Source organism: Candidatus Frankia nodulisporulans (assembly GCF_902806475.1).
Taxonomy (GTDB): Bacteria; Actinomycetota; Actinomycetes; order Frankiales; family Frankiaceae; genus Frankia; species Frankia umida.
This window is the reverse complement of record NZ_CADCWS010000027.1, coordinates 15,657-29,186: the sequence shown is the minus strand read 5'-3', so window position 1 is coordinate 29,186 and position 13,530 is coordinate 15,657. Positions and strand designations below refer to the sequence as shown.

Genomic DNA, 13,530 nt, shown 5'->3' with positions numbered 1-13,530 from the left:
AAGGAACTACTGAGGCGCTGCACTAGGTCATAAGCGCATGGTCCACAAGTTCGGCCAGATCCCCCACGTCCACACCCACCGCGATCAGGAACCAGAGGCGCGCCTTGACAGGGTCACCTCATCGGCCTCGCACCGGCCACGAGTTCGGACACGTTGATCACCATAAAGTGGACGGGCAGACAACCCCCCCGGAGGCTTGCCGCTTCAGGCGTAAAGCCGTACAGCGGTAGAGGCCATCCGGGGTGTCCACCGCACGGTCTAGAAGACCGGTAGCCCGATGTCGAACGCTGTGGCCCGCCGCATGCCTTCGCGCTCCAGCTCCGGCGCAGGCTGAGCGCCGAGCGCCTCGGATCCGTACGAACGGGCCTGCAATCATGACCTTGAGCAGGCAGTGGCCCTGTACGAGTGGAACAGCGGCATCGGCGCCGCGTCTCACGAGCTCCTCGGACTCTTCGAGATCGTCCTGCGAAACGCCCTGCACGACCAGCTCACCCGCTGGCATCAGCGCCAGCGAAGAGCCGGCCAGCCGACAGCCTCGTCCGGCTCCGCAACCGCGTCGCGCACCACGAACCCGATCCACAACCGACCGCTCGCGACCCTCCACCATGATCTGCTGCGTGTCGCGGGCACCTCGGCGAAGACGTCGAAGAATGGATCCGCAGCCGAAGCCGGGTGCCCGCCCTCCTGCTGTCACGACCGCCGTAACCACCCCCAGCACCCAGGCCGTAAGCGAGAAGGTCGATGCCCCGTCAGGCGTCAGGCGGTGGCGGGGTGGCCACCGGGGTGGTGGGCGCCGGGGCGGTGGGGGTCGTGGGCGGGCGGGTCGTGGCCGGCGCGTTGTTGCTCGGGGTCGTCGTCGCCGGCACGGTCGGGCTGGGCGTGGGCTGCTGGGTCGCCGGGGCCGAGGTCGGCGGCGTGGTCGGACTGGTCGTCGCGCGCGGCGCAGGGCTTGTCGTCTGAGGCCGGTAGCTGTAACGCGAGGTCGGTGGCACCACCACGGCCGGCGAGTCGTTGGCCGGTTGCGATGGACCGGTCACCTGGTCGGGAATCAGCGTGGCCGGTGTACCGGTCGTCTGCTGGGCCGAGACGTCGTTGCCGTTCGGTGAATCCCCGCCGGTCAGCGTGAGGGCAAGCGCGACAGCCACGACGGCGAGCGCCGCGACCGCGCCGGCGGCGATGGCCACGATGCGGCGCCGGTGGTTCTGCTCGTCCGCCCGGCTCCGGCCGCCGTAGGCTCCGGCCGCCGCGCCGCCGCCACCCACCATGGCACGTCGACCCGAGTCGTCGAGGTGCACCAGGCCGGCGGCTTCGTCGTCCTCGAACATGCCGAGATCGGTCGCGGCGATCAGTGGGGTGGTGCCGATGCGGGTCTCGTCGTCGGAGCCGCCGCGCACCGGACCGGTGGCCTGACCGGCGCGTCCGATCCTGGTCGGCTCGTCGTGCTCCACCGGGCCGCGGTTGCGTGCCGAGGCCGGGGGGGTCGCCGGGGCGCGGCGTAGCCCGCCGGTCGCCGGGGAGATCGCGGTCTCGTCCAGGCCGTTCGGGATCGGATCGGCGGTGATCTCGGTGTCGGCCGGGCCAGCGTCAGCGTCGGCGGTCGACCAGTCCGCGCTCGGGCCGGTCGGGGACGGCCCGTAGGGCGTGGACCCCCAGGGCGGCGTCGAGGTGGCGGGGGCCGTGGATGGGGCCGACGGGTGGGAGTCGTCCAGGTTCTCCAGGCCGACGTCGGAGCTGCCCCGCCCGGGCTGCTCGTCGTTCTCGTCGCCCTTGGAGCGGGCGTGCATCACGGCTGCCGGGACGGGGGTGGCGTTACGTGCCACCGGGATGAGTCGGCGGCGGATCTCGGTGACGTCCGGACGCTCCTCGGCGGGGCGGTCCATCAGGTCACTGAGCAGGTTGCGCAGCGGGCCGGCCAGCCGGAAGGCGCGGCGGCGGCCCTCGACGACGGCGGTGAGCACCGCGTACGTCTCCGGGCCTTCGAACGGAGGCTGACCCTCGACCGCGGAGTACAGCGTGGCGCCGAGGCCCCACAGGTCACTGGCCGGGCTTCCGGACGAGCCGCGCACGCGTTCGGGGGCGATGTAGGCGGGGGAACCAACGAGCGCGCCGGTACCGGTCAGAGTGACGTCACCCTCGGTGGCGGCGATGCCGAAGTCGGTGAGTCGGACCCGGCCGTCCCGCCCGAGCAGGACGTTGCCCGGCTTGACGTCACGGTGCAGCACGCCGGCGGAGTGCGCGGCGGCGAGCGCGTCGGTCAGCGCGAGGCCGATCGCGGCCACCTGGTCGAACGGGAGCGGACCGTGGTTACGGATCACGTCGCCGAGCGAGTCCGCGTCGACGAGCTCCATGACGATCCAGTGCCGCTCGTGCTCCTCGACCACGTCGTACACGGACACGATGGCCGGGCTGTGCAGTCGGGCGAGCGCACGGGCCTCCCGCAGCACCCGGGCCCGGATCGCGTCGCGCTCGTTCTGCGCGCCGGCAATCGGGACCAGGATCTCCTTGATGGCCACCGGCCGCTGGAGGAGCTCATCCTCACCGCGCCAGACGACGCCGGCTCCACCACGCCCGATGGGGGTGTCGAGTCGGTAGCGCTGAGCTACGTAACGAGGCGTGCCATGCCGGTCGGTGTCCCGGGGCACGCTTGCCGATTTGGCCATCGTGTCAAGTCTGACAGACGGAGGGTTCCGCAGACAGCATGGCCTGCGTGTTTCCGATCGCCTTGACAGGCGTGAATCCGGCGAATGTGTACATCACGGCCCCGGCCGGAAGGTCTCGAAGAGGCTTGCCATCAGTGATTGATCCTGCAACCAGAGGTCTTCGGGGGTATGCCAGTAGAGGGCATATCCGTGGCGGTTGCGAATCGCGCCCCGATTGAGCACATGCACCATGACCCCGTCCGACCTGCGGTACGCGAACTCCCAGTCGGCCTGGTTCGTGCCATCCCCACCGTCGCTGGGAGTCAGCCGTATGCGTCGGTAGTCCTGCACGCTCCGAACGAAACTGGCTTCGATGCGCCGCCAGTCGCCGATCGCGGAGGTGTTTGCCTCTCTGACGCTACCCACCCGGAGGAACGAGCCGGTAGCCGGGTCCATGAAATCGACGTTACCGGCCCCGCCGGGGCCCGGCTGGGACCGCCAGCCGGCCGGGTAGGCCAACGACCATCCGGCCGCCTGATCAGTATAGGAGGCCCAGCCTGGCGGGGGTATGGCAACCACGGAACTGGTCGCCAGCGGGTCGTTGACGGTCGCCGCGCGGGTACCGCTGTCGGTTTTCTGCGCGATCGGACGATCGCCCTGCGTATTGCCGGTGTGGGTGTCGTCCCGACTGATCAACAGCAGCACGGCCACCGCGGCGACCGCCGCGAACACCGCCAGCACTGACACCAGGACGAGCGGGCGAATCCGCGCAGGCCCACGCGTCGCGCCCACGGCCCGCAGGCTCCGGGTGGCCGCGCTCTGGACGGCTGGGTCCGGTGCGACGGCCGCGGCTGAGGCGTCCGTGCCCGCGCCGCCCGCGCCGCCCATGGCCGGTGGCTGCGGCTGTGCCGGTGGCTGCGGTGAGCGCGGTGCTGGCGTGATGGGTGGTGCTGGCGGGGCTGAGGTGACGGTCTCGGCCAGGTCGGCCAGGCCACCCGGTTCGGTCGGCGCGGGGGAGCCCGGGGTCGCCCGATCGTCGGTGTCACGGTTGATCAGGCGGGCCCGGGCCGGAATCCCGCCGAGCGCGCGTGTGCGGTCGACCTGGCGCAACCGTTCCACTGGACGGGAGATCCGGGCACGGGCGGCCGCGGGCAGCGTCGGCCGGACGCGGGCGGCATCCGGGGCGCGTCGGGGTGACAGCGCGCCTCGGATCGGTAGGCCGGACTGGGCCGGCGTGGCCGATGTGGCCGATGTGGCCGGCGGAGTCGAGGTGGCGGACGGGGGGTCCGGTGTCGCGCTGGGACGCGGATCGCGCGGTTCGGTGTGCGCGTCACCGCCACCGGAACGCGGGATGGTGTTGCCGGCCATCAACGCCATGGTGGCCACCGTCGCAGCGGTCGCGACTGTGGCGACCGTGGCGATGGTCGTCGAGTGGTCGGTCTCGGACAGCCCGACAGGGCCCGGATCGTCAGCGGCTTCGGGCGCCGCCGGTGGGTTTTCGACGGTGACGGGAAGGGCGACCTCGGCGGGATTGTCCGCCGGGTGGTCGAGATCGTCCGCGGACGAGGCGTCGGCCTCGACAGCAGGATCAACAGCGACGGTCGTGTCCGCACCGGCGTCGGTATCGGTATCGGCGACCGTCGAACCGACCGTGGTCGTTGTGTCGATCGTCGCCGCGACGGTCCGTGTGCCCGGCACGGTCGCTTCCGGTCCGCTCGGCCGCGGCCCGTCCACCGCCGTCGTGTCGCCGGTCGGCGTGGGTGTCGATGTCGGTGTGGTGAGCGCGGGCGTGATGGCCGCCGCTGCGGCCGGCGCGGCTTCGAAGGCCGACGGGTCCGGGTCGGACGCGGGAGCAGGGGGTGGACCGGGACGGTGCGCACGTGCCGACCGGCTCCCACCGCGGCCGCCCGCGGTATCGCCGAAGGACTGCAGAATGTCACGTAGCCGACGGCGGACGGCGGACAGCGGGGGGCGGCTCGTCTCATGCGGGCTCATCAGATCGTCGATGAGCGGCGCCAACGGACCGGCGAGGCGGAAGGGCCGCCGGTCGCCGCGCATCACCGCGGACACGACCGCGACCGGATCGCCACCGCCATACGGCGGGCATCCCTCGACGGTGGCGAACAGCGCCGCGCCCAGGCCCCACCGGTCGCCGGCGGCGTTGCCGGTGCCACCCCGGGCACGCTCGGGCGGTAGATAGGCCGGCGACCCGAGCACCATGCCGGTGTTGGTCAGACGGGCGTCACCGTGACTGACCGCGATCCCGAAGTCGGTGAGGCGGGCTCGTCCGTCCGCCGTGATGAGCACGTTGCTTGGTTTGACGTCGCGGTGCACGATGCCGAGCCGGTGCGCGGCCTCCAGGGCGTAGGCGAGCGTGATGCCGATCTGGCAGGTCTGTTCGATCGGCCGGGCGCCGAGATCGCTGATGATCCGGGCCAGCGACTGCCCCTCGACGTACTCCATGACGATCCAGGGCAGATCGCCGTCGTCAATGACGTCGAGGACGGAGACCGCGCCCGGGTGGTGCAACCGACCCGCCGCGCGGGCCTCCCGCAGCACCCGCTGCCGAGCCCGGTCCCGCTCGGTTCCGTTCTCCGTCACGGGAAGTCGCACTTCCTTGACGGCCACCGGCCGTCGCAGGAGTTCGTCCGTGGCGCGGTGCACGACCCCGAAACCACCCCGGCCGAGCACGCCCGCCAGCTGATAGCGCCCGCCGACCAGCACCGCCGGAGACCTGGACTCGCCTGCCATCCCTTCGTCCCTTCCGATCGCCAGTGAGGCTCGCGTCCATGGGATCACATCGTGGCCGGTCCACCGCGCTGGGGCAGGCCGCTGGTCGCCGGGAACCATCCGGCGAGCGGGAGGATTGGGACTGGGTGTGGACGACATAGTGGCGGAAACGACAGATCTCCCGGCGGATCTCCCGCATGGTTCTCCGGTGAGCGGCGAGGTCTGGGAGCGGCTGCGGGTCGCCGCGGTGCGGGTCGCGGCGCGGGGCTACGCGCCCTACTCCGGTCTGCGGGTCGGCGCCGCGGCGCTGGTCGTGGCGACCACGACCGGACCTCGGGCGGGCCAGCCGTGGATCGTCACCGGCTGCAATGTCGAGAACGCCTCCTACGGTCTGACGCTGTGCGCCGAATGTGGGCTGGTCGCCGCGCTGCACGCCCAGGGCGGTGGCCGGCTGACGGCACTGGTCTGTGTGGACGCCTCCGGGCGGCCGCTGGCGCCGTGCGGACGGTGTCGACAGGTGCTTTACGAACACGGCGGCCCGGAACTCCTGATCGACGGTGCGCAGGGCGCGCGCCGGCTGGCGGAGCTGCTTCCCGACGCCTTCGGCCCCGCGGACCTGCCAACGGACGCGGGCGCCGGCTGAGTCGGCTGAGTCGGCGGTGCCCGGACCGCCGTCGCGTCGTCCGCGCGGCAGGGCCGGTTCTGTCGGACGGGTGGCCTACCGTCGGGCCGGAGCCGGAGGAGATACCGGAGACGGAGGCGACAATGACGACCACGGCAGCGGCCGCGTCGGCTGGAACCGCTGGGCTGGCTGGTACCGCTGGGTTGGCTGGTGCGGCTGGGCTGGCTGGTACCGCTGGGTTGGCTGGTACCGCTGGGTTGGCTGGTACCGCTGGGTTGGCTGGTACCGCTGTGCTGGCTGATGTGGCGCTCGAGGTCGAGGAGATCCGGCGGGTGCCCAAGGTGCTGCTGCACGATCATCTGGATGGTGGGCTGCGGCCATCCACGGTGATCGAGCTCGCGGAGGAGATCGGCTACCGGGGGCTGCCGACGACGGATGTGTCGGCGCTGGGCGGCTGGTTTCGTGAGGGGGCGTCCAGCGGCTCGCTGGTCCGGTATCTCGAGCCGTTTCGCCACACGGTCGCGGTGATGCAGACGCCGTCGGCGATTCGCCGCGTGGCCCGGGAGTGCGCCGAGGATCTCGCCGCCGACGGGGTCGTGTACGCCGAGGTGCGGTTCGCTCCCGAGCTGCACGTCGAGCGGGGGCTGTCGTTGGATGCGGTGGTCGAGGCGGTGCTCGACGGGTTCCGGGCCGGCGCGCGGGGCACACCGCTGCGGATTCGGGCGCTGCTCACGGCCATGCGCCACCAGGCGAGGTCGCTGGAGATCGCGGAGTTGGCGGTGCGGTGGCGCGACGCCGGCGTTGCCGGGTTCGACATCGCCGGCGCCGAGGCCGGTTATCCCCCCACCCGGCATCTGGACGCGTTCCAGTACATCGCACGGGCCAACGGGCATTTCACGATCCACGCCGGTGAGGCGTTCGGGCTGCCGTCCATCTGGGAGGCGGTGCAGTGGTGCAACGCCGATCGACTCGGGCACGGCGTGCGCATCGTCGACGACATCACCGTCGAACGTGATGGCACGGCGGTTCTCGGTGATCTCGCCAACTATGTCCGTGACGTGCGGGTGCCGCTGGAGATGTGCCCGTCGTCCAATGTGCACACGGGCGCGGCGCCGAGCATCGAGCATCACCCGATCGCGCTGCTGCGCCGACTGCGTTTTCGGGTCACGGTGAACACCGACAACCGGCTGATGAGCGGGGTGTCGCTGTCGAGTGAGTTCGCGACGCTCGCCCAGGTACACGGCTACGGCTGGTCGGACGTCCGATGGCTCACCCTCAACGCGATGAAGTCGGCGTTCCTGCCGTTCGACGAGCGGCTCGAGCTCATCAACACCGTCATCAAACCCGGTTTCGCGCCGTATGTGGCACCCGACCTACAGGAGGAGATCGCCCGGTGAGCGAAGGTGCGGTGGTCGGTGCGGACGGGCAGGCACGTTGCCCCTGGGGGCTGTCCACACCCGAGTACGTCGAGTACCACGACGGCGAATGGGGCCAGCCGGTGCGGGACACGGTCGGGCTGTACGAACGGCTCACCCTGGAGGCGTTCCAGTCCGGTCTGTCCTGGCTGACGATCCTGCGGAAACGGCCCGCGTTCCGGGCCGCGTTCGCCGACTTCGACCCGGCGGTGGTCGCCGGCTACGGGCCGGACGACGTCGAACGGCTCCTCGGCGACGCCGGCATCGTCCGTAATCGCCGCAAGATCGAGGCGACGATCGTCAACGCCCAGGCCGTGCTCGATCTCGGCACGCCGCTCGGCGAGCTGGTGTGGGCCCATCAACCACCCGCGGCCGCCCGCCCGCGCACCACCGCCGACGTCCCGGCGAAGACGCCCGCGTCGATCGCGCTGGCGAAGGCCCTGCGAGCGGCCGGGTTCGTCTTCATCGGCCCGACCACCGCGTACGCACTCATGCAGGCCTGCGGCCTGGTGGACGACCATCTCGCCGCCTGCTGGGTGCCACGTGCCCCCACCGACTGACCGCCCGGCCCGGCCCCGTCCGTCCGTCCGGGCAGTCCAGCCCGTTCGTCCGTCCGGTCCGTCCACACGTCCGGTCCGGGGCAGGTGCGGCGGCCAGGCCAGTCGGCGTGGGGCGAATCAGGTGGGGAAACCGGCCAGGACGTCGGCGGAGGCGGACAGGCCCAGCCGGGTCGCTCCGGCCTCGAGCATCGTGCGGGCCTGCTCGGCCGTCCGGATTCCGCCCGAGGCCTTGATCCCCAGCCGGCCGCCGACCGCGCCCGCCATCGAGCGCACCGCCCGCACGCTCGCCCCACCCGCGGGATGGAAACCCGTCGAGGTCCTGACGTACTCCGCCCCACCGGCCTCGGCGGCCCGGCAGGCGGAGACGATGTTCGCGTCGGGCAGCAGCGCCGTCTCCAGGATCACCTTGAGCACCACGTGCGGCGGCACGGACAGCCGCACCTCGCTGATCTCGGTCTCGATCGCGCGCCAGTTCTCGTCCATCGCGTTCGCGATGTCGATCACCATGTCGATCTCGGTGGCGCCGTCCGCCACGGCCCGCCGGGCCTCCTCGGCCTTGATCACCGTCAGGTGGTTGCCGTGCGGAAACCCGACCACCGAGGCGACGGCGAAGGCCGGCTGCTCCGGCTGCCCGTCCCGACGGGCGCTGGCCGCCGCCAGGTACACATGGGTCGGGGCGACGCAGACCGCGCCGACACCGAGCTTGGCCGCCTCGGCGCACAGCGCCAGTACCTCCTCGCCGGTGGCCGCCGGCGCCAGCAGCGTGTGGTCGATGATCCGGGCGACCTCGGCCCGCCGCGGGCCCACCGCGGGCGAGGAGTTCCCGGACTCCCTGCTTGGACGATCGGGGCTGGCGGGAACGTCTGTCATACGTTGCATCATTGCCGACCGACCAGCCCATTGCCGATTCGCTCGCCCGAGGAGTCAGTCCGTGCACCTGCACGTCGTCGACCATCCACTGGTCGCCTTGTCGCTGGCCGTCCTGCGCGACGAGCGCACCAGCCGCGCCCGCTTCCGAGCGGCCCTGCACGAGCTCGCCACCATGCTGGTCTACGAGGCGACCCGCGCCCTGCCCACCATGCCGGTGACGGTGACGACCCCCCTGGCCACCACCGCCGGGGTGCGTCTGGCCGCCGAACCGGTGGTCGCGCCGGTGCTGCGCGCCGGCCTCGGGATGCTGCCCGCGGCCCTCGCACTGCTGCCCGACGCGCACACGGCGTTCCTCGGCCTGTCCCGGGACGAGACCACCCACCAGCCGACGGTCTACCTCGAGTCCGTGCCCGCCGAGCTGGCCGGCCGACCCGTGCTGCTGCTCGACCCGATGCTCGCCACCGGTGGTTCGGCCCTGCACTGCCTGCGCCTGCTGCACGAGAACGGCGCCCGGGCGGTGACACTTGTCTGCGTCGTCGCCGCCCCCGAGGGCCTGGCAGCGCTGGAGTCCGGCCTGCCGGCCGAAGCCGCCGCCGACCTCACCGTCGTCGTGGCCGCCGTCGACGAGCGCCTCAACGACATCGCCTACATCATCCCCGGCCTCGGCGACGCCGGTGACCGCATCTACGGCGTCTTCTGAACGGCCGGCGAGAACGACGGCCGGCTGAGCGCGCGACGACACGCACGGCGGACCTGCCACTGGCCCGGTGGGCGTCGACGCGTCACAGCGGCGCGGCGCACCCGCGCGCTGTGGCCGTGGCTGTGGTCAGGGGATCGTGGCGTCCTATCCTGTCCAGATGCGGGAATCCACGGCGGGTGACGAACGTCCGGCGGGCGGCTTCGAGCTGATCTGCGAGATCGAGCCGCCGACCCGGCCGGACCTGACCCACGTCCGCCACCAGATCGGTGTGCTGAGTCCCGTCGCCGACGCGTTCCTGATCCCCGACAACCACATCGGACGCGCGACGGTGTCGAGTATCGCCGTCGCCCACGAGGTGCGCACGATGGGGGGACGCAGCATCGCCTGCGTGAACTCCCGCGACCGTAACCTGCTCGGCTTCCGCCGCGACCTGCTCACCGCCGCGGCCTACGGCGTCGAGGAGTTCCTGTTCGTCCACGGCGACAAACCCACCGCCGGGAACCGGACCAGCGACCTGACCGTGCGCGCGATGATGGACGAGGCCCGCGCGGCCAGCGAGGATCCGGTCTTCGCGGACATGCCGGCGTTCCGGGTCGGCGCCGCGGCCGGCCTACGTCCACTGCCCGTCTGGAAACGAGCGGCCGACTTCCTGTTCGTGCAGGTCAGCTACTCGGTGGACGCCCTGCTGCGCTGGCGCGACGCCCATCCGGTCGAACTACCGGTCTACGCCGGCGTGATGGTCCTCGCGAGCGCCGGGATGGCCCGCCGCCTCGCCGCGACCATCCCCGACATCGACATCCCCGACGCCCTTGTCGAAGCGGTCGAACGAGACCAGACGGCCGGGGTCGAAGCGGCCTGCGACCAGGTGCTACGGCTGCGTGACAGCGGCGCCTTCGCCGGCGTGCACCTCGTTCCGGTCAGCCGCTACCGCCAGGTCGCCACCCGACTTGAGGACCTTCTCTGATCCCCGGGCCGTTGCTCGCAGGTCCCTGATACCCCCTGCCGGACAGCGCGGCCGTAACCCCCCGCTGAAAGCGGTCAGGGAGCGGCAGCGGGCGATCACTGGACCCGGCGCCGGTGGCGATCCGTCTCGCGCGCGGCGGAGATCCTCCTGCCGCCCTGGGCGTCTGGCAGGAAGCCAGTACCGCCCGCGGACAACCTCTTGGCGCTCAGCGAGTTCGCCCGAATCGCGGATACGCCGTCCCCTCGATCGATGCCACCGGCCACCCCGCGCCGCACTGCGCTGGAGTCCGGCCTGCCGGCCGAAGCCGCCGCCTACCTCACCTCTACGGCGTCTTCTGAACGGCCGGCGAGAGCGCCGGCCGGCTGGGCGCGCGACGACATGTACGGCAGACCTGCCGCTGGCCCCGTGGGCGTTGACAATGGGCGCGGGCGCCACAGCGGCCCGCCGCAGCGATGAGAGTGGAGCCCAGGCCTCATCCGGCTCCCGTCGGCGGGCCGGGGAGCAGCCGACTGATGTGGCCGGCGGTGACGAGGTCGTGGTAGGCCTGCCGGACGTTGTCGGGGACGGGCTGGGGGATGGCGTGGCCGGCTTCGGCGTAACGCCAGATGCGTTGGGTGTCCCCGGCGAGCATGGCCATGACCCGGTCGGCATCACCGATGGTGGCGATGTAGTCGTCGAGGCTCATGGGCTCCGACGCGCACCGGACGTCGACACCTGGCCACAGTTTCCGGCAGGTGGCGTAAGCACGACGCTGCTGGTACGGCCGCGAGATCAGGGTGATGCTTTTTGGGGAGATGCCGTGCCTGGCGAGCATCTCGCGGGTGCGGGTGATGTTCTCGCCAGTGTTGCGCGCGGTCGGCTCGACGAGGATGGCGGTGTCAGGGACGCCGAGAGCGAGAGCATGCTCGCGGTAGTGCACCGCCTCGCCGCGGGGGAACCGGGCGACGGTCGTCGGCGCGTTCGCGCCTGTGAACACGATCCGGGGGAACATCCCGCGCAGCTGGAGGTTGGCAGCGCAGGTGGCCACGCCCAGGTCGTGGCTGCCCAGGCCCACGCCGATGTCGGATGGGCGGAGCTCATGGTGCAGGTCGTGGTAGTCCCAGAGCACCTCGACCGTGCCTCGCAGAGCACGTGGGATGACGGCGGGCCCGGTCACCGCTGGTGCCCGGAGTCGGGGATCCGGAAGCGACAGGTCCAGGAGAACTGGGATGCCGCGTGCACCCCGGTCGCATACTCGCGAAGGGGACCGCGCAGACCGGCCGTGCCGAAACGCAGCGGGGTCCGAAAGCACCCCCGCAGCCGATCGAGCGCGGTCGGGTCGGTGCCGACCTCGGCACGCAGCCGCGCCAGTTCCCGCCGGTCGTCCGGATCGGGATCCGCGGCCAGCCAGGCCTGGACCATCCCAGCGAGCGCCGACGGTAGTTCAGCGGGCGGCAGTACGTCACCTCATCGCGTCGCGGCCGCCCCGCACGCGGGGTGGGGCTCGCCTGACGTGGGTCATCTGGCCTGGGTCATCTGGCATCACACTCGCATCACGCCAGCGCCCTCGGCGCCCTGGAACGGCGCGGCGGACAGGACGAGTCAGAAACGGGTGATCAGGTCGGCCAGCAGGTGACCGATGCGCTGGGCCGAGGCGGCACCGGCGGCGAGGACCTCGCGGTGGTCGAGCGGGACATCGGTCAGGCCGGCGGCGAGGTTCGTCACCAGTGAGAGGCCGAGGACCTCGGCGCCTTCGGCTCGGGCGGCGATCGTCTCGTGGACGGTGGACATGCCGACCACATCGGCACCGAGAGCGCGCAGCATCCGGATCTCCGCCGGCGTCTCGTAGTTCGGCCCGGGGAGACCGGCGTAGACACCTTCGACCAGGCAGGCGTCGGCCTCGCGGGCGAGCGCGCGCAGCCGTGGCGCGTAGGCGTCGGTCAGGTCGGTGAAGATCGGTCCGGTCAGTGGGGACCGTCCGGTCAGGTTCAGGTGGTCGGCGATCAGCACGGGCTGGCCGATGCGCAGGTCGGGGTGCAGCCCGCCGGCCGCGTTGGTCAGCACGATCGTCGACGCGCCGGCCGCGCACGACAGGCGGACGGCGTGCACCACCTGGGCCAGCGGATGGCCCTCGTAGGCGTGCACCCGGCCGAGGAAGACGAGCAGCCGGCGTCCACCGAAGCGCATCGACCGGGCCGACGGGCGATGCCCGGGCACGGCGATGGTGGTGGGGAAGCCACCGAGCTGCGCGAAGGTCAGATCGACGACCTCATCGGCCGCGGCCGCCAGGATGTCGGCGGCCGGACGCCAGCCGGAACCCATCGTGATCGCCACCTCGTGCCGTCCGACACCGGTCAGTTCGGCGAGCCGGAGCGCCGAGGCCGCCGCATCCGGCCGGCTGGTCCCACTGGTCCGGCTGGGCGGGGTCGGCCCGTTGGGGGGTGGTGTGTGGCCCGGCTGGACTACCCGGTCCGGCTGGTCGGTGAGCCGCGGCTGGTCCTGCACGCGGCGACTGTACGGGGTGGTGGGGGAGACTGATGTCCGTGCCTTTGCTGCCCTCCCATCGTCGTCTGCCGGATATTCCGTTGGAACCGGGCGAGTTCACCGAAGTCGTGCTGCGTGGCCGGTTGACCGACCCCGAGGGGGCGGGTCGGTTCGTGGCCAGGGCGGAGACCTTCGTCGGACGTCGGGTGGGCGCGTCCCGCTGGATCGTGCTGACCGATCGTCGGCTGCTGGTCGTCGCACCGTTTCCCCGCGAGGGCGACTGGTTCGACGTCGTGTTCGACCGCCGGGAGGTGACGGCGTCCCGTGGGGTTCGGCATGGGGATGTCATCACCGTGGGGCTGACCTCACCACGCGGACCACAGGTGCTGCGGGTCCCGGCCCGGCTGCGGTCGGAGGTCGCCCGATTCATCCGGGCGCTGCGCCGGTGAAGCCGGCGAAGGGTGGGCGCGGCGGACCGATGTCGCCTGCCGGCCGATAGGGTCAGCGGGGAACCCACGGCGGGCGTGACGATGTCGCCACGGAGGACGGCGCCGCGCACTGTGCCGG

Annotated in this window: 12 protein-coding genes; 6 read left to right on the top strand and 6 right to left on the bottom strand. The window is 71.9% G+C overall.

Features of this window, described 5'->3' with window-relative positions; all coding sequences use genetic code 11:
- Positions 1-749 precede the first annotated feature (749 nt).
- Both G6R24_RS05055 and G6R24_RS05050 read right to left on the bottom strand, forming a co-directional pair.
- Positions 750-2,660, bottom strand: coding sequence for a serine/threonine-protein kinase (locus tag G6R24_RS05055; RefSeq protein ID WP_163547998.1), 1,911 nt, complete (start codon positions 2,658-2,660; stop codon positions 750-752).
- Positions 2,661-2,753: 93 nt separating this feature from the next.
- Positions 2,754-5,390 (bottom strand): serine/threonine-protein kinase, encoded by a 2,637-nt coding sequence (locus G6R24_RS05050; RefSeq protein WP_163547997.1) that lies wholly within the window; start codon positions 5,388-5,390, stop codon positions 2,754-2,756.
- 187 nt (positions 5,391-5,577) lie between these two features.
- Here G6R24_RS05050 and G6R24_RS05045 point away from each other — a divergent pair, with 187 nt between their 5' ends.
- The 3 genes from G6R24_RS05045 (at position 5,578) to G6R24_RS05035 (ending at position 7,966) form a co-directional block, all read left to right on the top strand.
- Positions 5,578-6,012 carry a cytidine deaminase gene (locus G6R24_RS05045; RefSeq protein ID WP_163547996.1) on the top strand — a complete coding sequence of 145 codons (435 nt, stop codon included), beginning with the start codon at positions 5,578-5,580 and terminating at the stop codon, positions 6,010-6,012.
- Between the two features lie 269 nt (positions 6,013-6,281).
- Positions 6,282-7,388 (top strand): adenosine deaminase, encoded by a 1,107-nt coding sequence (locus G6R24_RS05040; RefSeq protein WP_217451540.1) that lies wholly within the window; start codon positions 6,282-6,284, stop codon positions 7,386-7,388.
- Positions 7,385-7,966: a DNA-3-methyladenine glycosylase I gene (locus tag G6R24_RS05035; protein WP_276511362.1), complete on the top strand. Its 582-nt coding sequence runs from the start codon at positions 7,385-7,387 to the stop codon at positions 7,964-7,966. Before G6R24_RS05040 ends, G6R24_RS05035 begins: the two co-directional genes overlap by 4 nt.
- Positions 7,967-8,083: 117 nt before the next feature.
- On the opposite strand, the gene deoC is transcribed toward G6R24_RS05035, so the two are convergent.
- Positions 8,084-8,836, bottom strand: a complete 753-nt coding sequence (deoC, locus tag G6R24_RS05030) for a deoxyribose-phosphate aldolase (RefSeq protein WP_391530103.1) — start codon at positions 8,834-8,836, stop codon at positions 8,084-8,086.
- A 61-nt stretch (positions 8,837-8,897) separates the two neighbouring features.
- Here deoC and upp point away from each other — a divergent pair, with 61 nt between their 5' ends.
- Entirely contained in the window at positions 8,898-9,536 is a 639-nt protein-coding gene (gene upp / locus G6R24_RS05025; protein ID WP_163547993.1) for a uracil phosphoribosyltransferase, read from the top strand.
- Between the two features lie 157 nt (positions 9,537-9,693).
- Positions 9,694-10,500 (top strand): methylenetetrahydrofolate reductase, encoded by an 807-nt coding sequence (locus tag G6R24_RS05020; RefSeq protein WP_163548001.1) that lies wholly within the window; start codon positions 9,694-9,696, stop codon positions 10,498-10,500.
- A 472-nt stretch (positions 10,501-10,972) separates the two neighbouring features.
- On the opposite strand, the gene G6R24_RS05015 is transcribed toward G6R24_RS05020, so the two are convergent.
- The 3 genes from G6R24_RS05015 to G6R24_RS05005 form a co-directional block, all read right to left on the bottom strand.
- The gene (locus G6R24_RS05015) at positions 10,973-11,656 is read right to left on the bottom strand and encodes a YdcF family protein (protein WP_163547992.1); all 684 of its coding nucleotides are present in this window, start codon (positions 11,654-11,656) and stop codon (positions 10,973-10,975) included.
- Complete coding sequence (locus G6R24_RS05010; protein ID WP_163547991.1) at positions 11,653-11,901, bottom strand: hypothetical protein; 249 nt, start codon at positions 11,899-11,901, stop codon at positions 11,653-11,655. The genes G6R24_RS05015 and G6R24_RS05010 overlap by 4 nt, the downstream gene beginning before the upstream one ends.
- Positions 11,902-12,081: 180 nt before the next feature.
- Positions 12,082-12,984, bottom strand: a complete 903-nt coding sequence (locus G6R24_RS05005; RefSeq protein ID WP_163547990.1) for a purine-nucleoside phosphorylase — start codon at positions 12,982-12,984, stop codon at positions 12,082-12,084.
- Positions 12,985-13,016: 32 nt separating this feature from the next.
- Between G6R24_RS05005 and G6R24_RS05000 the strand changes: the two genes are divergently transcribed.
- Positions 13,017-13,412 carry a hypothetical protein gene (locus tag G6R24_RS05000; protein ID WP_163547989.1) on the top strand — a complete coding sequence of 132 codons (396 nt, stop codon included), beginning with the start codon at positions 13,017-13,019 and terminating at the stop codon, positions 13,410-13,412.
- Positions 13,413-13,530 lie beyond the last annotated feature (118 nt).

Bases quoted from the DNA above. Each gene is read 5' to 3' on its own strand.
- G6R24_RS05055 (WP_163547998.1), bottom strand. From the start codon at position 2,660: ATGGCCAAATCGGCAAGCGTGCCCCGGGACACCGACCGGCATGGCACG.
- G6R24_RS05050 (WP_163547997.1), bottom strand. From the start codon at position 5,390: ATGGCAGGCGAGTCCAGGTCTCCGGCGGTGCTGGTCGGCGGGCGCTAT.
- deoC (WP_391530103.1), bottom strand. From the start codon at position 8,836: ATGACAGACGTTCCCGCCAGCCCCGATCGTCCAAGCAGGGAGTCCGGG.
- G6R24_RS05020 (WP_163548001.1), top strand. From the start codon at position 9,694: ATGCGGGAATCCACGGCGGGTGACGAACGTCCGGCGGGCGGCTTCGAG.
- G6R24_RS05010 (WP_163547991.1), bottom strand. From the start codon at position 11,901: ATGGTCCAGGCCTGGCTGGCCGCGGATCCCGATCCGGACGACCGGCGG.
- G6R24_RS05000 (WP_163547989.1), top strand. From the start codon at position 13,017: ATGTCCGTGCCTTTGCTGCCCTCCCATCGTCGTCTGCCGGATATTCCG.